Below are 17,591 nucleotides of genomic sequence, written 5' to 3'. Positions count from 1 at the left end.
CGGAGTGCTGTCACCGGAGCCGACGCCATGACCCCCCTTGCCTGAAGCGCGGTGACCACATCGGCTCGTGCACGACTGAACGTCGTCGTCCGCGCGTCGTGTCACATTCCCGGCGGCCGTGTCGTCGTACTGCTGAGACACCGTCCTGCACGGAGCAGAGGAGAGACCGCATGTCGGCAGCCGGGGCACCGGGCAACACAGCCACGCTCCACCGTTTCCACTCCGCCGTGAACAGCGGGGACCCGGAGATCATCTCTGAGGCCGTTGACGAGCTCGTCGCGCCGGATCTGGTCTTCCACGCGCCGGTGCCGATGGGCCTGACAGGTGCGGAGGCCTTGAAGCGGGTGTGGGAGGTGCTTCTGCGGGCGTTCCCCGACCTCCACGTCGCCGTCGAGGAGACGATCGCGGAGGGCGACAAGGTCGTCGCCAGGAACGCGGTGACCGGGACCCATCGGGGCGAGTACCAGGGCCTGCCGCCCACCGGGAAGACCGTCGCCTACAGCGAGATCTTCATCTTCCGCTTCGCCGACGGGCGGATCGCCGAGATCCGGGGTGTCGTCGACGTCCTCTCCCTGCTACGTCAGCTCGGCGCCCTGCCGTCCTGACGGCACGCGTGGGCCGCGGCCAACGCCGTCGGCGGTTCCGGGAGCGCCGGATCGAACGGCTGGACCGGCATCTCGGCGGGCTGCGCCGCCTTCATCCGCTCCGGTGGGGGCATCCACGTATGCGTGAAGCAACGGCCAGTACACCGGACGGGCGGCGTCGGGGCCCGTCACGCACGGAGGTTTCACGGGGAGCCGGAGCGGTGGGAGGAACTCCACACCCTGCTCAACGGGTTCGGGTGGAACGTGGGGATGTCGTGCTACGAACCCCGGGGCGGAGACGTCGTACGGGAATTCCCGCCTCCGAGCGGAACCGACGGCTGACACCGAGCGGGCCCCGCCGTACACCCCTTCAGTGAAGTGATGATCGGACGGACGCCGCCCGAGGCACGATGTCCACATACCCGGCCGTACGACATCCTGCGTAGATGCTGGTACGCAATTCCTCACACGGCTTTGCACGGATTACCCTTACGTCACAGAAAAGCCGGCCCCTCCGTAGGCGTACCTCTTCCGGAGGAACAGTCCGAAACAGGCCCTTCTCAGCAAAGGACCCCTCTGCCAAACTGGCTCGACCGGGCAACAGGACAAGAGGGGACGCCATGGAACCACTGGCTTGGACCATTGCCGTCCTGCTCGCCAAGGGCGCGGTCGAGCACACCGGTGCCCTCGCCGGTGGAGCGATCTACAACTTGGCCGGCAGGCTGATAGCGCTGGTGGGGAAGCGGTTCACCGGTGACCCCGATGCCTCCCAGGCACTGGATTCGGCACGCCGGCATCCCGAGGATTCACGCGAGGTGACCACGTTGGCCTCGCACCTGGAACGCTATCTGCGGTCGGACGGCGAATTCGCCAAGGCTTTGCAGGACGTAGTGGACGACGCCTCGAAAGACGATCCGGAGACCCAGCGAGTCGTGATGACGGTCCAGGACAACGCCTCCATCGGTAAAGTGGGCAACTTCCGCACAGTCAACGGCGATGTGAGTTTCTGAGACGAGCACAGATGAGGAAGGCCGAACCACCGGCTGAACCTCCCCAGGCGCAGAACGTGGCCGTGAGCGGGGAGGCGAGCATTGAGAAAATCACGGTCATTGGTTCGGTATACGGCTCCGTAACTCTTGAAGAAGGCCTCGGACGTACGCACGACCGACGCGATGCCCTGGCTTTCGGAGACGTCAAGGACACGATGGAGCGACGGTCATTTCTACGAGCCATCGGCGCGGGTGTGGGGATCCCGCTCACCGACAGCACGATCGAGGCAGTCGAATTCACCCGTGGCCGCACGGAACAGTACTTGCTGGCCGGCGGCCCGGCCCGGGGAGTCCTCGACGCGTGGGAGGAGACGCTTCAGGGTCACGCCCTGAGGTACGCCACCGCTCCACCGCTCGCCTACCTGCGAGAGCTGCTGTCGGACATCATCGACCTGCAGGATCTGCTGGAGGCCTGCCGTCTGCCCCACGCCCAGAAGAGGGCGCTCCGGCTCATGGGGAGACTGAGCGGAATGGTGGCGGTGGTCGTGGACGACCTCGGGCGTCCGGCCGAGTCCAGGAAGTGGATGCAACTCGCCCGGCGGCTGTCCCTGGAGATCCGGGACCGGGAACTGCGGGCATGGACCTTCGCGCGTGCGGGCTTCATCGCCCTGCACTATTCGGCCTCCCTCCGCGAGGCCACCCGCCTGGCCCAGGCAGCCGTCGACACCGCTCCCCGGAAGTCGCCGGCGGCGACCGTCATGGGTCACACGGTGATGTCCCGCGCACAAGCCGTCCTCGGCGACCAGCGAGGCGTGCTGCGGTCACTGGACCTGGCGGACCAGGCTCACGGCGCCTCTCCCCCGCACGAGCATCTCGGCCTGTTCGACTGGACCGTCCAGCAGGCCGCACTCAGCCGTGGCGTCGCTCTGAGCACCCTCGGACTGACCGGTCCGGCCCTGTCCGCGCACGCCGCGGCGCTCGAATTGTTCGACGCGTCCGAGTGGCTCGATCCCCAGCTGGTGCGCCTCAACCAGGCCGCCCTCCTCGTGCGCCGCGTCGATGTCGAGGAAGGCTGTCGCCTGGCCGGCTCCGTCCTGGCGGAGATCCCGGCTGAGCACCGCAGTCACCTGCTCGCATCGTGGGCGGACGACGTGATCCGTGACATCCCCCCGTCGATGATCGCGACCTCGGAAGCACAGTACCTACTGGAGGTCCGACGCCACTTCACCCCCACTGGAGACCCGAGTGACAAGGATCGTGCTGCTGGATGACTGCGATCTCAGTGACGCCCAGATCGCCAGGCTGCGGAAATGGGGCGAGGTCGAGGCACATGCGACTCCCCCTGCCGATGCGGAGGACATCAAGCGCCGCCTGAAAAGCGCCGATGTCGCCGTTCTCGGCTGGACCGTCCTGGACGACACGCTCCTGCGGCAGCTTCCGGACCTGCGCATGATCTCGGTCTGGGCAACGGGTTACGACTACGTGGACGTGCGCGCCGCCGACCGGCTCGGCATCACCGTGACGAATGTCCCCGCCTATGCCGGGTCAGCGGTGTCCGAGCTCGCCCTCGGCCTGATGCTCGCGCTCTGCCGGAACATCGCCCGCGGCAATCGGCGCGTGCGCGCAGGCACTCTCTCCTGGCAGGGCCTGCACGGTACAGAGCTTTCCGGCCGCACGTTGGGGATCATCGGTATCGGCGACATCGGTAGCCGTCTCGCCGCGATCGGTGCCGCTCTGGGGATGCGCGTGCTCGCCTATTCCAGGAACATGTCGGCGGAACGGGCGAAAAACATGGGAGTCGAGTTCCGCCCGATGGCCGAAGTGCTGCGCGAGGGTGATTTCATTTCCCTTCATCTGCCCCTCACCCCGGACACAGAGGGAATCATGGGTGAGAAAGAGATCGCCCTGATGAAGCCGGGCGCATTCCTCGTCAACACCGCCCGCGCCGCCCTCGTGGATCAGGATGCTCTCTACGAGGCGTTGACGAACGGCCGGCTGGCGGGCGCGGGCCTCGATGACCTGGACCCGGATCGCCACGACATCATGGCTCTGGACAATGTCGTGGCCACTCCCCATATCGGTTTCTGCACGGACACCGCGCTGGCCCGAAAAGGAGACATCTGCGTCGGCAACGTCGAAGCGTTCCTGAACGGACGGGCGGAGAACGTGGTGGCAGGCCCTCGACACCCCGGTCCGGGTCCTTCCGTCGGATACGGGGACTGATCAGCGCCGCTGCTCGGGTTCGGCATCGGCGTCTTCTCCCTTCGGCGCCTTGCTGCCGGTGGGCGGCACGGCGGGTTCGGGCAGGGTGTGGAACAGGAGCCAGGCGAGGAGGGGCATCAGGACGAGCGGGGCCAGAGCGGTCTGCAGCGACGTCCGGTCGGCGAGGATTCCGATGACCGGGCTGATCAGACCGCCGATACTCACGGTGAGACCGAGGGTGATACCGCTGGCGGTGCCGACCCGGGAGGGCAGGTAATCCTGCCCGAGGGTGACCTGGAGCGAGAACGGGATGTACAGACCGGCGGAGGTCAGGATGACGAACAGGTAGAGAGCCGGGCCCGGGACGAGAACCAGACCGGCGATCGATCCGGCCGTCAGCAGGTACGACCAGCGCGAGACCCGAACCCGGTCCCAGCGGTCCGCCAGCGCACCGCCCAGCACGCTGCCCACCGCGCCGCCCAGGTACAAGAGGAACAGTGCGGCCGTGCCGGCGGCCTCGCTGCCGTCCATGCGCTCGGTGGCGTACAGGGAGACGAACGTGCTCAGGCCGATGAAGGCGATGGATCGGCACACCACGGCCAGCGAGAGCCGTACGAAGGACGCCCTGTCGTCCTTCGCCGTCACGGGCGCCGCGGCCGCGTCGGACAGCCGGGTCTCCAGCAGGCGCAGCACGGGAAGACACAGCGCGGCGCCGACCACGGCCGGCAGCACGAGCAGCGGAGTGAGGCCCAGCCCCCCGAGAGCCACTACGGCGGCGACCGCGACCGGGGCCAGCGCGAAGCCGAGGTTGCCGCCCAGCGAGAACCATCCCATCGCGCTGTGGCTGCCGTCGCCGGCGGACCTGGCCACCCGTGCGGACTCCGGGTGGTACGCGGCCACACCGATCCCGGAGACCGCGACGACCGCCAACGTCACCGCGTAGGAGTCGCTCACCCCGCTCAGCGCGATGCCCACCCCGGCGAGCAGGGTGCTGACCGGCAGCAGCCAGGGCATCGCCCGGCGGTCGGTCAGCACGCCGAAGACCGGCTGGGCCACCGATGACAGCAGCGAGGCCGCGAGCACGATGCCCGAGACGGCGGCATAGCTGTATGCGCGCTCGGCGACGAAGAAGGGCACGAGAGAGGCGACGGCACCCTGGTAGACGTCGACGCAGCCGTGCCCGACGGATAAGAGCGTGATCGAGAGTTTTCTTCGCACCTCGTCATCGTGGACGGATCGCGTCGTGTCGCGCTTCCGATAAGCTGCCAGACAATGACGAAAGTCCGCCACACGCCCGTCGCCCCCACCCGCACGCAGCGGCTGGCGTCCGGAGCGGAGATCGACGCGCACCGGCACGACGACCACCAGATCGTCTACGCGGGCCGGGGCGTGCTGTCCGTGACCACGAGCGCCGGTTCCTGGGTCGCTCCGGCAACCCGCGCCATCTGGGTTCCCGCCGACACCGTCCACGCCCACCAGGCACACGGCGATCTCGAACTGCACCTCGTGGGGCTCCCCGCGCGGGAGAATCCCCTGCGTCTGGATGCCCCCACCGTGCTCTCCGTAAGTCCGCTGCTGCGGGAGCTGATCATCGCCTACACGCGCACGGAGGACGATGACAGCCCGGAGCGGATGCGGCTGCGCGCGGTACTGCTCGACCAACTGCGGATCTCGGTGCAGCAACCCCTGCACCTGCCCACACCGGGCGCTCCCCTGCTGCGGACGGTATGCGACCTCCTGAGGGCCGACCCGTCGGACAGCCGCACACTCGCCGAGCTGGGGCGGGAGGTGGGAGCGAGCGACCGCACGCTCTCCCGGCTGTTCAACAAGGACCTCGGCATGACGTTCCCCCAGTGGCGCACCCAGCTGCGGCTCCACCGCGCACTGGTTCTGCTGGCCGAGCAGGCACCGGTGACCGCGGTCGCGAACCAGTGCGGGTGGTCGTCCACCAGCGCCTTCATCGATGTGTTCCGCCGGGCGTTCGGTCATACGCCGGGGACGCACTCCCGATGACCGGTCCGGCTCGGCCGGCAGTCCGCGGCACTCCAGCGCGGGGGCGCGCGCCGCGCGGCTCCGTATCCCTTGCCGCTCCATGACGCTCCAGGCGTCCGGGTGAGCCGGGTGAGCCGGGTGTGGCGGGTGGCACCGCCTCCCCGCCTCACCGGCTCGGAGGACGCTCAGTCAAGACAGAACTCGTTGCCCTCGATGTCCTGCATCGGGATGCACGCGTCATTGCCGTCGTACAGCGTGCGCACGTGGACCGCGCCGAGCGGGACCAGGCGTGAGCACTCGGCCTCGAGTGCGGCGAGGCGCTCCTCGCCCACGAGTCCGGTGGCGACCCGCACGTCGAGATGCAGCCGGTTCTTGGCGGCCTTCCCTTCGGGAACGCGCTGGAAGTACAGTCGCGGGCCCACGCCTGAGGGATCGACACAGGCAAACCACGCGTCCTGCTGCTCGGGCGGCAGCGAGCGCTTGTGATCGTCCCAAGTGGCGAACCCCTCCGGTGGCGGCGGTACGACGTACCCCAGCACCTCGCACCAGAAGCGCGCGAGACGCTCGGGTTCCGCGCAGTCGAAGGTGACCTGGAATTGCTTGATCGACGACATCGGCGCACCCTACCAAGGGGGCTCGGCCACCCCTCGTGCCGAAGATCAGTTACGGGACGTGCTCGGTGAGGCCCGGGTGATGCGCGCCACCGCCTCGCGGGTCAGTGCGCGGTCGGGCGGGTTGTCGTCCATGGCCCGGTGCAGGGTGAGGCCCTCGATCAGGGCGTCCAGTTGGCGGGCCGTGGGTGGCGGGAAGTGCTGCTCCAGGAGGTCGCGGCTGCGGCGCATCCACGTTCGGCACAGGACGCGGTACGGCTCGTGGCGGGCGGCCAGGGTGTAGAGCTCCTGGGTGAGGATCAGGTCCCGGCCGGGGCCCTCGGAGAGGGTGTGGATGAGGTCGGTGACCGCTTCCCGGGCCTGGTCGGGAGTGGTGGCCCTGCCGAGGTGGTGCTCGAAGACGGTCACGTAGTGGTCGGCGTGGCCGGTGAAGGCCTCACGCAGCAGGTCGTCCATGCCGGTGAAGTGGTACGTCATCGAGCCCAGGGGGACCTGGGCCCGCGCGGCGATCTTGCGGTGGGAGACGCCGGCCACACCCTCCTCGACGATCAGGTCGAGCGTGGCGGCGAGGATGCGTTCGCGGCGGTGCGGGTCCGTGTGTCCGGTGGCCATGGCGGGGTCCGGGGGTCAGAGCGTGCGGACGGGGCGGGCCGGGTTGCCGACGGCCACCACGTTGGCGGGAACGTCCTTGGTGACCACCGCGCCGGCGCCGATGACGGAGTTGTCGCCGATGGTCACTCCGGGACAGATGATCGCGCCGCCGCCGAGCCAGACGTTGTCGCCGATGGTGATGGGGAGCGCGGCCTCGAGCTTGTCGCGGCGGGGCTGCGGTTCCACGGGGTGGGTGGGAGTGAGGAGCTGGACGTTGGGTCCGATCTGGCAGTCCTCGCCGATGCTGATCCGGGCGACGTCCAGTGCGGTCAGGTTGTAGTTGACGAAGGTGCGGGCGCCGATGGTGATGTTGCTGCCGTAGTCGACGTGGAGCGGCGGGCGGACCTCGACGTCCTCGCCCACGGAGCCGAGGAGCTCGGCCAGGATCGTCCTCGCTTCGGCGGGGTTCTCGGGGTACGCCGCCAGGTAGCGGGCCGCGAGCCGCATCGCGCGCTGCTGCCGGCGGGCGATCTCCGGGTCGTCGGCGACGTACAGGTCGCCCGCGAGCATGCGCTCCAGGTTCGTGCGCGGATCGTTCACGAAGTAGTCGTCCGTCGGCATGCGTACGATCGTACACTTCAGGGCGCACGACGTGCCCTTCGATCACCGCGCGTTCGGATCAGTCCAGTTCGCCCCGCTCTATGCAGAATTCGTTGCCTTCGGGGTCGGCCATGGTGACCCAGCCTCCGCCGTCGGGGCGCGTGTGGTCGGCCACCTCGCGGGCGCCGAGTTCGATGGCGCGGGCGACCTCCTGCGCGCGGGTGCGGCCGGTCGGCTCGAGGTCGAAGTGGAGGCGGTTCTTGGCGGTCTTGCCTTCCGTCACGCGCACGAAGAGCAGGCCGGGCCCGCCGGCCGGGTCCGCGATCAGGGCCTCCGGGTCGCCGGGCTTGTCGTCGTCGGCGAGCGGGTTGCCCAGCATCGCGCTCCAGAAAGTTGCGAGGTCGTAGGGGTCACCGGTGCAGTCGAAGGTGATGTGGCGGATGGTGGGGTTCAACGGTCCTCCGGGGACGGTCGGTCGACGTGGCTTCCGGCTCGAAGGATGTCGCGCGGGGAGGGGCGTCGTCGAACCATGTGGCGGGCCGTGACGCGGCCCGGACGCGGCCTGGCCCCGGACACGGGTCCGGGGCCAGGTGGCGCGGGGGCGGGTTTCACGGGTGAGGGGGCCGCGGCCCGGTCGTCACGCCGGGGACAGCTCCGCCCGGCCGAAGAGCAGGGCGTAGCCCGGCGGCAGTTGGGCCAGGATGCGGGTCACCAGGGCGTCGCCGACCAGCTCGGGCAGGACGGCGAGGACCGAGCTGACGTCCCAGCGGGCCGTGGCCGGGGTCGCGCCCTCGATGCGGGCGGCCACCGAGTCGACGAACTCCGCGGCGGTCAGCCCGCGGGTCACCGGGATCTGCGAGGCGACCACTCTCGCCGCCTCCTCGGGCAGGGCGCGGGCCAGGTCGACGCGTTCGTCGCCGACGATGTGACCACCGAGGGCACAGAGGACGACACGGGTGACGCTCTCCGCCTCCGACCGCGTCGGGTACTGGCCCGACTCCCGTACGGCGTCTATCAGTTGCTGCCAGCTGCCGTTCCGGGGCGTGGCCGCCGGGGCCGGGATGTCTCCGGCCGGCTGCGGGGTCGCGGGCTTCTGCGGTGTCAGCGTGGTCATCCGGTACCTCTCTCCTTCTCCGGTTCTCCAGTGCCCCGGTTCTTCCCGGGCATGTGCGGCCCTCCGGCCGGACGGGCACGGGGGCGCGTCCCGCGGACCGCCCGGGTCCGCGGGACGCGTGGGGTGCGCGAGGGTCAGCCGCCGAGCTGCTTGCGGCTGTCACCGCCGCTGATCCGGATGCGGCGCGGCTTGGCCTGTTCGGCGACGGGGATGCGCAGGGTCAGGACGCCGGCCTCGTACGACGCGTCGATGCGTTCCGTGTCCAGGGTCTCGCCGAGGAACAACTGGCGGGTGAAGGTGCCGGTGGGGCGCTCGGCGAGCACGGTCTCCGCGCCCTCGGGTGCCGGGGAGCGGCGCTCGGCGCGCACGTTGAGGACGTTGCGTTCGACGTCGAGCTCGATCGTCTCGGGGTCGATGCCGGGGAGGTCGAAGTGGACGATGAAGTCGTCCCCTGCCCGGTAGGCGTCCATCGGCATCGCCGTGGGGCGGCCGGTGGGAGAGGTGCCGAAGACCTGCTGCGCGAGTCGGTCGAATTCGCGGAACGGGTCGGTACGCATGAGCATCACGGGTCACTCCTTCCGTGGATGTCATCGGTGCGATGCCCTTACGGTCTTGCCTTCTTATATAACTCGGAGGAGGAAAGTTGACAAGCCTGGACTCATGTTGTGTCGCGCGTCCGGCTCCGGGCCTGGGCGTCGGGGCTGTCCCGCGGAGCGCCGGCCGCAGGAGGTCAGGACGTTGCTGACGCTCCTGTCGTGGTCGTGACGCTGACGGTCGTCCGTCGGCGGCGCTGTGGGGCCGGTGGTAGCTGTAGTGAGTGGGGACATGGCGGGGGCAGGGCGCTCGTGCTTCCACGGCGATCAAGCAGGTCGGTGTGGAGCGGCCGCTTGTCGGCGGCTGGATGCCCAGACCAGGAGGGCACAGATGGCGAAGGCGGCGCCGACGATGCTGGAGCCGGTCCACCCCGCGGTGGCGAACGCCGTGGTCGTGGCAGTTGCTCCGAGGGCCGATCCGAGGGAGTAGAAGATCATGTAGCCGCCGATGACGCTGCTGGTGCGGTACGGGTATGCCGTGGTGAGGATGTGCTGGTTACTCACGTGCACGGCCTGCACAGCGAAGTCGAGCACGAGCACGCCGACGCCGACCAGCCACAGCGACCACGATGCCTGACTCACAGCCAGCCATGAGGCGGCGAGGAGCACGAGCGCCCCGCCCGTCACGACACCGACGAATCCGGCATCGGCCCAACGCCCAGCCCGGGCGGCGCCGAGGGCGCCGGCGAGGCCCGCGATGGCGAACAGGCCGATCTGCGCCGTACTCAGGTGCCATGGGGCTGATCCGAGCGGCAGCGCCAGACCGCTCCACAGCGTGCCGAAGGAGGCGAAGAGGAAGAACGCGATCAGCCCGCGCGAGACAAACAGGCGTTCGCGGAAGAGCCGCCCCAGCGACGTCAGCACCTGTCGGTACGCGGCACGGCCGGCGCGCGGGTCGGGTGGCAGGAGTCTCATGACGAGGTGCGCCAGCACGATCAGCAGCACAGCGAGCGCAGCGTAGACACTGCGCCAGCCCCACACCGCGGCAAGGGCGCCTGCCACCACGCGTCCGCCGAGGATGCCGACGACCACCCCGGAGGTCACCATGCCGAGGGTACGGCCGCGCTCGTCGGGGGTGGACAGGGCGGCGGCGTAGGCGACCGTCGTTTGGACGACGACCGAGAACAGACCGGCGATGGCCAGCCCGGCCAGCAGGAGCCACGTGCGGGCCGCCGCCGCGGCCAGCACCGTACCGACCGCGGCCAGCACGAGGTGCCCGGCGATGAGTCCGCGCCGGTCGACCATGTCGCCCAACGGGACGAGGAGGGCCAGCCCCACCAGGTAGCCGAGCTGCCCGGCGGTGACGATCCACCCCAGATCGGCGTCCGGCACGCCCAGGTCGTCACCGACCTGGGCGAGAACGGGCTGCGCCGCGTAGAGAGTCGCGACGGCGACCGCGCAGACGACGGCGAACAGCACTTCACGGCCACGGGTCGGACCCATCCGCACCCCTCAATCAGTAGCAGATTGCAACCGTTTCACGGTACGGCAAAATGGTTTCAATCAGCAACTCCCAGGGAGGCGTGATGACCCAGCCGGAGATCCGTGCCGACGGCGTGAGCTGGACCGACCCGGCCTGCCCGGTCGCTCGCACTCTGGACCTGGTCGGCGATCGATGGAGTCTGCTCATCGTTCGCGACGCCATGGACGGCGCACGAGCCTTCACCGACTTCCAGCAGCGCACCGGCATCGCACGCAACATCCTCACCGACCGGCTGCGCCGGCTGACCGAGCGCGGCATCCTCGACCGACGGACGGCACCCTCCGGAAAACGGCAGGTCTACTCACTCACCCCGGCCGGGCGCGACCTCTTCACCGTTGTCGTGGCCCTGCGCCAGTGGGGTGAGCGTCACGCGTTCACCGCCGGTGAGGCTCATTCGGTTCTCCTCGACCACCGCGGACACCAGCTGCCCGAGCTGCGGCCCACGAACTCATGCGGCGCTTTGATGGACCCGGACACGACATCCGTGCGGAGGGAACCCTGACCGCACAAAACCATCCGGGTCACCCCAGCCGGCTGCAGCGCCGCACTCCCGCTTCGGGCCGGATGATGCCGGCCGTCACCCCGAGAGCGGGCACGTCCCGGCCCACCCGTACCCGTGTCGATCAGCCGGCTACTCGAATGGCGGGCTGTCAACAACGTCACGACCCGCAACAGCTAGCCTCGGAGTCCTCAGACCCCGGCCCGGTGGGCCGGCGCAGTGGCAGGAGGCGACAGGCATGGCGAAGGTTCCCAGTTCGGTGGTGGCCGCGAGTGGACTCGTCGGGGGGTACGGCGTGGCCCGTTGGACGCGGAAGCGGCAACTGGGCGGGGTCGTGCTCGCCGCCGCCGGCGCCGCTGCCGCGCGGCAGTGGCGGGAGCGGGCCGGGGGCAAGGCCGCGGGGGCGCTGTCGGTGGCGTATGTCGCGGCGTTCGCCGGGTCGCATCCGCTGGCGAAGAAGGTGGGCGCCTGGCCCGCCGTGTTCGGGGTGGCGGGGGCCGTGGCGCTCGCTTCGTGGGCGGTGGCGGACCGGCGGGGCTGAGGTCGCGGACCGGCGGGGCCGAGGTGTCGCGCCCGGCGGCGGCCGAGGTGGCGCGACGCCCGGCTTACGGCGTCACCGGCTGCGCACCCGGGTCCGGGTCCGGGCTGGTGCCGGCCTTCGCCTTGGACGCCGCCGCCGTGAGCGGCGTGGCGATGTCCTCCAGGGAGCGGCGTTCCGCCTTCACCGCGAGGAACGCGGCCACCAGGCCCGCCGCGCACATCAGGCCGGCGCCGATCTGGAAGGCGAGGACCGTGTCGCCGACCTTGCCCGTGCCGGTGAGGTCGGCGAAGAGCAGAGGGCCGCTGATGCCGCCTGCGGCGGTGCCGAGGGCGTAGAAGAAGGCGATGGACATCGCGCGGGTCTCCATGGGGAAGACCTCGGAGACCGTCAGGTAGGCGCTGCTCGCCCCGGCCGAGGCGAAGAACAGGACGGCGCACCAGCAGGCGGTGAGGGTCGTCGCGCCGAGTGAACCCTGGTCGAAGAGCCAGGCCGTGCCGAACAGCAGGATGCCCGAGAGCAGGTACGTGCCGGAGATCATCACCCGGCGGCCGACCGTGTCGAAGAGCTTGCCGAGCAGCAGCGGGCCCAGGAAGTTGCCGACCGCGATCACGGCGAAGTAGTAGCCGGTGTTGCCTGACGGCACGTCGAAGAACGTGGTCAGGATGGCGCCGAAGCCGAAGGTGATGGCGTTGTAGAGGAACGCCTGGCCGATGAAGAGGGAGAAGCCGAGGACGGAGCGCCTGCGGTACTTGGCGAAGACGGTGCGGGCGATCTCGGTGAACGTGACGTTCTTGCGCTGGTGGATGGTCAGTTCGCCCTCCGGGCGGGGCAGCGGATCGTTCCGCTCGGCCTCGACCCGTCGTTCGATGTCGCCGACGATGCGTTCCGCTTCCTCGTCACGGCCGTGGATCAGCAGCCAGCGGGGGCTTTCCGGGACGTGACGGCGTACGAGGAGGATGACCAGGGCGAGTACGGCGCCGAGGGCGAAGGTCAGGCGCCAGCCGACGTTCGCCGGGAAGATCGACGTGTCCAGCGCGAGGATCGACAGCAGGGAGCCGCCGACCGCGCCCAGCCAGAAGCTGCCGTTGATCAGCAGGTCGACGCGGCCCCGGTACTGAGCCGGGATCAGCTCGTCGATCGCGGAGTTGATGGCCGCGTACTCGCCGCCGATGCCGAAGCCGGTGAGGAAGCGGAAGAGGAAGAACCACCAGGTGTCGAAGGCGATCGCGGTGAGGGCGGTGGCGCCGAGGTAGACCGCCAAGGTGATCATGAAGAGCTTCTTGCGGCCCCAGATGTCGGTCAGGCGGCCCCAGAACAGGGCGCCCGCGCAGGCGCCGGCCACATAGAGGGCGGCGGCGATGCCGGTGACCTCGCCGGAGGTGATGGGCAGTCCGCTGCCCGGTTCGGACAGGCGGCCGGCGATGTTGCCGACGACCGTGACCTCCAGGCCGTCGAGGATCCACACGGTGCCGAGACCGATGACGATGGTCCAGTGCCAGCGGGACCACGGGAGGCGGTCCAGGCGGGCGGGGATGCTGGTGGTGATGGTGCGTCCGGTCTCGGACTGCGCGGTGGTCATGGGCTCCCTCCCTGGCGAAGCGACCTTCGTCGGGTGCCCCCGGGCAGGCGTTTTCACGCCCGCCCGCCTTTTCACGCCGGGCGTGCGGTGGGCTCCGGCGGGTCTCCAGGTTTGCGGTGCGTGGTGCTCTGGCGGGTGTGTTGGGGCTGGGCGGGCAGTTCCCCGCGCCCCTGGGGAGTTGTGGTCGCCGCCGGCCGGCGATTGCCGGGGCCGCGGGAACCCACGGCCGGGCAGCGCCCTGGGGGCGCGGGGAACTGCCCGCCCAGCCGCGAGCTGTCCGCGGGAGTACGACGCCCTACGCCCCCAGGGCCCGTGACACCGTGTAGATCAGGAGACCGGCGAGCGAGCCGACCACCGTGCCGTTGATGCGGATGAACTGCAGGTCGCGGCCGATGTTCGCCTCGATCTTCTTCGTGGTGTGCTCGGCGTCCCAGCTCGCCACCGTGTCCGTGATCAGGGACGTGATCTCCTTGCGGTAGGTGGTGACGACGTACACCGCGGCGCCTTCCACCCAGCCGTCGACCTTGCCCTGCACCTTGGGGTCGGCCGCCATGCGGGCGCCCAGCGAGAGCAGCGAGGCCCGCACGCGCAGGCGCAGTTCGCTGCGCTCGTCCTCCGCCGCGGAGACGATCATGGAGCGTACGGCGGTCCAGGCGGAGGCGATCAGGTCCTGCACCTCGTCGCGGCCGAGGATGTCGCCCTTGAGGCGTTCGATCCGGGCGCGGGTGTCGGTGTCGGACTGGAGGTCGGAGGCGAAGTCGGAGAGGAAGCGGTCGAGGGCGCCGCGCGCGGGGTGGGCGGGCATGTCGCGCATCTCGGTGATGAAGCGCAGCAGTTCCCGGTAGACACGCTCGCCGACCTTGCGGTCCACGAATCTGGGGGTCCAGCCGGGCGCACCGCCCTGCACGGCGTCCATCACGGAGTCGCCGTGCAGTACCAGCCAGTCGTGCGCGCGGGTGACGACGAGGTCGACGGCGCGTCTGTGGCCACCGTCGGCGACGATCTTCTCCAGCATCTTGCCCATGCCGGGCGCGATCTCCTGGGCGTCGGCGCGGCGGGTGATGGCCTCGCCGACCACCGCCTGGACGTCGGAGTCCCGCAGCACGGTCAGCGCGCCGCGCAGGGCCGCCGACAGCTCGGCGGTGACCCGGTCGGCGTGTTCGGGCACGGCGAGCCAGGCCCCGAGCCGGCTGCCGATGCCGACGGCGCGCAGCCGCAGCCGCACGACGTCCTCGGAGAGGAAGTTCTCGCCGACGAACTCGCCGAGGGAGACGCCGAGCTGGTCCTTCTTGGTGGGGATGATCGCGGTGTGCGGGATGCGCAGGCCGAGGGGGTGCCGGAAGAGGGCGGTGACGGCGAACCAGTCGGCGAGCGCGCCGACCATGCCGGCCTCGGCCGCGGCGGCGACATAGCCCGCCCAGGCGCCCGCACCCGCGTGGGAGGCCCACTTGGCGAGGACGTACACCACGGCGACGAACAGCAGCAGTCCGGTGGCGGTGAGCTTCATCCGGCGCACTCCGCGCTGCTTCTCCTCGTCCGCGGGGCTGAAGGTCGCCATGGCGCGGTTCGAGAACGCGCCGGTGGGGGCATGCTGCCCTTCGGCGTCCCGGTCTCCGGTTTCTGCCGTTTTGGTCTGTTCCATCCGCTCCACCCGCTCGGTGATCCCTCACACATTGTCCCTTCCTGACCGACTCCCGGAACGGGACAGGAGTTCCCGGCGTCTGTCCGGAGGGGGATTGTCCAGGGGGATCACCTAGGGGATCACCAGGGGTCCCGTCGGTCTCCCCACCACCCATGACACATCATGGGGTCATCGGATCGGAGTCTTGAGGCTCCCATCTCCCGAGGAGAACAGAACAGCATGACCCGGGGTCGTGACGGGGGCGCGGGGGCGCCTCCGGCCAGGCAGCGCGCCCTGCTCACCGCGATCGTCGCCGCGATCGTGGCGGTGTCCGCCGCCATCTACGTCGGTGTGGCGGCCGACGACGGTACGACGCACCACAACACCCTCGCCGGTGGCCGCGGCGAGCGGAACAACCCGGCCGCACCCGCCTCCACCGGCACCTGGGTCGCCTCCTGGGCCACCTCCCCGGTCGGGGGCGAGCCCGGCACGGAGATGACGGGACTCGCGGGCCGCTCGGTGCGCAACGTCGTCCACACCAGCGCCGGCGGTACGAGTGCCCGCGTCACGCTGTCCAACCTCTACGGCCAGTCCCCGCTCACCATCACCCACGCCTCGATCGCCGTCTCCGCGGGCTCCGGCACGGCCGCGGCGCTCGCCGAGACCATGCGGCACCTCACCTTCACCGGCAGCCCGACGGTCGTCATCCCGGCCGGCGGACAGGTGATCAGCGACATCGTGCGCATCGCCGTCCCGCACGACGGGGACGTCCTGGTCACCACGTACTCCCCCACCCCGTCCGGCCCGGTCACCTACCACCCGCACGCGCGCCAGATCTCGTACGTCGCCGAGGGCGAGCACACCCGGGACGCGACCGGGGCGGCGTACACCGAGCAGAGCACCTTCTGGCGGTATGTGACCGCGCTGGACGTGCTGAGCAACGAGTCGGACGGCACCGTCGTCGTCCTCGGCGACTCGCTGACCGACGGGATCACCTCCACCACCGGTGCCAACAACCGCTGGCCGGACGTGCTGTCCGACCGGCTGCGCGACGCGCTCGCCTCCGGGCGGGACGTGCCGCGCTACAGCGTCGTCAACGAGGGCATCAGCGGCAACCGGGTCCTCACCGACGGCCTCGGCCGCCCCGCCGAGAACCCCAGCGGTGTGAACCGCTTCGGCCGCGACGTCCTGGGCCGCACGAACGTCAAGGTCGTCGTCATCGTCCTCGGCATCAACGACATCCTGCGCCACCCCGGCACCGCCGACCCGGACCGGATCGTGGCGGGCCTCGACACCCTGGTCGAGCGGGCGCACGCCCGAGGGCTGAAGGTCGTCGGCGCGACCCTGATGCCGTTCGGCGGCCACCGCGGCCACACCGACGCACGCGAGGCGGTACGGCAGCGGATCAACGAGGAGATCCGCGCGGGGCACGTGTTCGACGCGGTCGCCGACTTCGACAAGGCGCTCCGCGACCCGTACGACCCCCGCCGCTTCCGCTCGGACTACGACTCCGGCGACCACCTCCACCCGAGCGACAAGGGCTACACGAGGATGGCGGAGACCTTCGACCTGGACACGCTGAAGGGCGGGGCACCGGCGGAGCTGTAGGGGCTCGCGGGGCGGCCCACTGTTGGCGGGAGGACAGGACCGCCGGCGGCCGGCCGCGACCGGTACGCCCGTGTGCCGGGAGGTGCGGGCGCGTGCCGGGAGGTGCGGGCGCGTGCCGGGCTTGGTGGAGCGGGAGCCGCTCAGCGGTCCCCGTCCCGCCGGTGGTCCCCCCTTTCCTCCGGCTGCCGGTCGGGCCGGCCGTGGAGGTCCAGGCCCAGCGGGTCGTGAAGGCCGTGGGGGTCGCGGCGGGAGCCTTCCAGTTCCCGGCGGCCGTTCTCCTTGCGTTCCAGTTTCTGGCGGCGGCGTTCCTCGCGCAGCCGCTGCTTCTCCGAGCGGGGGAGCTTGCGCTGGACGCCGACGCCACCCCAGAAGGCCAGGCCCGTCACGATCACCCGGGGCGCGCCCGGCTCGCCCGGTACGCCTTCCTCGCGGTGGTCGAAGCCGCCCATGATGCCGATGCCGCGCACCACCACCTCGACCCCGGGCGGGACGACGACGTCCACCCCGCCCATGATCGCGACGGCGTTGATCACGATCTCGCGGTCCGCGAAGTACGCCTCCCGCAGATCGATCTCCCCGCCACCCCAGAAGGCGAAGCAGTTGAACCGCCGCGGCGCCGTCCAGTGGCCCTTGCGCTGGAAGCCCGACATCACGGCCACGGCCCACGTCGACGTGCCCTCGTCACCGCCGACGATCCGGTCCCCCCAGTCACCGCCCCGCTCCGGGTCCTTCATCAGGGAGACGGCGGGCACCGCCGCCGTGCCGTGGCCCGGCAGATCGCGCGTGATCGGCGCCAGTTCCCCGTACGTCCGCGCCTTGTACGTCGCGTCCAGCCGCTCCTCGAACTCCTCCATGTCGAGGCGGCCCTCCGTGAGGGCGTCCCGCAGGATCTCGGCGACCCGTTCACGGTCGGCGTCGGAGGCGCGAAGGTCCCGGGCGGCTGCGTCGTCGGTCATACCCAGCAGCCTACGAGTTGCCTCCACC

At 70.4% G+C, this 17,591-nt stretch carries 19 protein-coding genes; 8 read left to right on the top strand and 11 right to left on the bottom strand.

All coding sequences use genetic code 11. The features are described 5' to 3' along the window. Nucleotides 1-170: 170 nt before the first annotated feature. The 4 genes from IE178_RS00640 (at nt 171) to IE178_RS00625 (ending at nt 3,796) form a co-directional block, all read left to right on the top strand. Nucleotides 171-605 (top strand): ester cyclase, encoded by a 435-nt coding sequence (locus IE178_RS00640; protein ID WP_193510889.1) that lies wholly within the window; start codon nt 171-173, stop codon nt 603-605. Between the two features lie 599 nt (nt 606-1,204). Beyond that, a complete protein-coding gene (locus tag IE178_RS00635) occupies nt 1,205-1,594 on the top strand; it encodes a hypothetical protein (RefSeq protein WP_184760398.1) in 390 nt (129 codons plus the stop codon). 11 nt (nt 1,595-1,605) lie between these two features. Then, nucleotides 1,606-2,844 carry an NsdA family TPR-like regulatory protein gene (locus IE178_RS00630; protein ID WP_498370628.1) on the top strand — a complete coding sequence of 413 codons (1,239 nt, stop codon included), beginning with the start codon at nt 1,606-1,608 and terminating at the stop codon, nt 2,842-2,844. Further along, the gene (locus IE178_RS00625) at nt 2,819-3,796 is read left to right on the top strand and encodes a 2-hydroxyacid dehydrogenase (protein WP_318279761.1); all 978 of its coding nucleotides are present in this window, start codon (nt 2,819-2,821) and stop codon (nt 3,794-3,796) included. The genes IE178_RS00630 and IE178_RS00625 overlap by 26 nt, the downstream gene beginning before the upstream one ends. On the opposite strand, the gene IE178_RS00620 is transcribed toward IE178_RS00625, so the two are convergent. After that, nucleotides 3,797-4,993: an MFS transporter gene (locus IE178_RS00620; protein ID WP_193510886.1), complete on the bottom strand. Its 1,197-nt coding sequence runs from the start codon at nt 4,991-4,993 to the stop codon at nt 3,797-3,799. A 54-nt stretch (nt 4,994-5,047) separates the two neighbouring features. Between IE178_RS00620 and IE178_RS00615 the strand changes: the two genes are divergently transcribed. Then, complete coding sequence (locus tag IE178_RS00615) at nt 5,048-5,788, top strand: AraC family transcriptional regulator (RefSeq protein ID WP_193510885.1); 741 nt, start codon at nt 5,048-5,050, stop codon at nt 5,786-5,788. Between the two features lie 164 nt (nt 5,789-5,952). Here the strand turns inward: IE178_RS00615 and IE178_RS00610 are convergent, their stop codons facing one another. From IE178_RS00610 to IE178_RS00580, 7 genes are all read right to left on the bottom strand, one after another. After that, nucleotides 5,953-6,381, bottom strand: a complete 429-nt coding sequence (locus tag IE178_RS00610; protein ID WP_193510884.1) for a VOC family protein — start codon at nt 6,379-6,381, stop codon at nt 5,953-5,955. Nucleotides 6,382-6,426: 45 nt separating this feature from the next. Next, nucleotides 6,427-6,990, bottom strand: coding sequence for a TetR/AcrR family transcriptional regulator (locus tag IE178_RS00605; protein ID WP_193510883.1), 564 nt, complete (start codon nt 6,988-6,990; stop codon nt 6,427-6,429). 15 nt (nt 6,991-7,005) lie between these two features. After that, a complete protein-coding gene (locus IE178_RS00600) occupies nt 7,006-7,590 on the bottom strand; it encodes a sugar O-acetyltransferase (RefSeq protein ID WP_193510882.1) in 585 nt (194 codons plus the stop codon). A gap of 58 nt (nt 7,591-7,648) precedes the next feature. Next, nucleotides 7,649-8,023 carry a VOC family protein gene (locus IE178_RS00595; protein ID WP_193510881.1) on the bottom strand — a complete coding sequence of 125 codons (375 nt, stop codon included), beginning with the start codon at nt 8,021-8,023 and terminating at the stop codon, nt 7,649-7,651. Between the two features lie 183 nt (nt 8,024-8,206). Then, nucleotides 8,207-8,683 (bottom strand): DUF2267 domain-containing protein, encoded by a 477-nt coding sequence (locus tag IE178_RS00590; RefSeq protein ID WP_193510880.1) that lies wholly within the window; start codon nt 8,681-8,683, stop codon nt 8,207-8,209. 134 nt (nt 8,684-8,817) lie between these two features. Next, a complete protein-coding gene (locus IE178_RS00585) occupies nt 8,818-9,246 on the bottom strand; it encodes an Hsp20/alpha crystallin family protein (RefSeq protein WP_193511167.1) in 429 nt (142 codons plus the stop codon). A gap of 297 nt (nt 9,247-9,543) precedes the next feature. Further along, nucleotides 9,544-10,719 (bottom strand): MFS transporter, encoded by a 1,176-nt coding sequence (locus IE178_RS00580; RefSeq protein ID WP_193510879.1) that lies wholly within the window; start codon nt 10,717-10,719, stop codon nt 9,544-9,546. An 83-nt stretch (nt 10,720-10,802) separates the two neighbouring features. Between IE178_RS00580 and IE178_RS00575 the strand changes: the two genes are divergently transcribed. Together IE178_RS00575 and IE178_RS00570 are read left to right on the top strand one after the other, a co-directional pair. Beyond that, nucleotides 10,803-11,261, top strand: a complete 459-nt coding sequence (locus IE178_RS00575) for a winged helix-turn-helix transcriptional regulator (RefSeq protein WP_184760387.1) — start codon at nt 10,803-10,805, stop codon at nt 11,259-11,261. Between the two features lie 235 nt (nt 11,262-11,496). Beyond that, nucleotides 11,497-11,799 carry a hypothetical protein gene (locus IE178_RS00570; protein ID WP_184760386.1) on the top strand — a complete coding sequence of 101 codons (303 nt, stop codon included), beginning with the start codon at nt 11,497-11,499 and terminating at the stop codon, nt 11,797-11,799. 64 nt (nt 11,800-11,863) lie between these two features. Here IE178_RS00570 and IE178_RS00565 read toward each other — a convergent pair whose 3' ends face one another. Both IE178_RS00565 and IE178_RS00560 read right to left on the bottom strand, forming a co-directional pair. After that, nucleotides 11,864-13,378 carry an MFS transporter gene (locus IE178_RS00565; protein WP_193510878.1) on the bottom strand — a complete coding sequence of 505 codons (1,515 nt, stop codon included), beginning with the start codon at nt 13,376-13,378 and terminating at the stop codon, nt 11,864-11,866. A 295-nt stretch (nt 13,379-13,673) separates the two neighbouring features. Continuing rightward, nucleotides 13,674-15,020: a DUF445 domain-containing protein gene (locus tag IE178_RS00560; protein WP_193510877.1), complete on the bottom strand. Its 1,347-nt coding sequence runs from the start codon at nt 15,018-15,020 to the stop codon at nt 13,674-13,676. A gap of 219 nt (nt 15,021-15,239) precedes the next feature. On the opposite strand from IE178_RS00560, the gene IE178_RS00555 reads away from it, so the two are divergent. Beyond that, nucleotides 15,240-16,607, top strand: coding sequence for an SGNH/GDSL hydrolase family protein (locus IE178_RS00555; protein ID WP_193510876.1), 1,368 nt, complete (start codon nt 15,240-15,242; stop codon nt 16,605-16,607). 140 nt (nt 16,608-16,747) lie between these two features. Here the strand turns inward: IE178_RS00555 and IE178_RS00550 are convergent, their stop codons facing one another. Then, nucleotides 16,748-17,563, bottom strand: coding sequence for a DUF1707 SHOCT-like domain-containing protein (locus IE178_RS00550; protein WP_193510875.1), 816 nt, complete (start codon nt 17,561-17,563; stop codon nt 16,748-16,750). Nucleotides 17,564-17,591: the final 28 nt, after the last annotated feature.

The sequence above is a fragment of the Streptomyces griseoloalbus genome (assembly GCA_014650015.1).
Lineage (GTDB): Bacteria > Actinomycetota > Actinomycetes > Streptomycetales > Streptomycetaceae > Streptomyces > Streptomyces griseoloalbus.
Note: the sequence above shows the minus strand (reverse complement) of the source record. Positions and strands in the feature narration are given on the sequence as shown.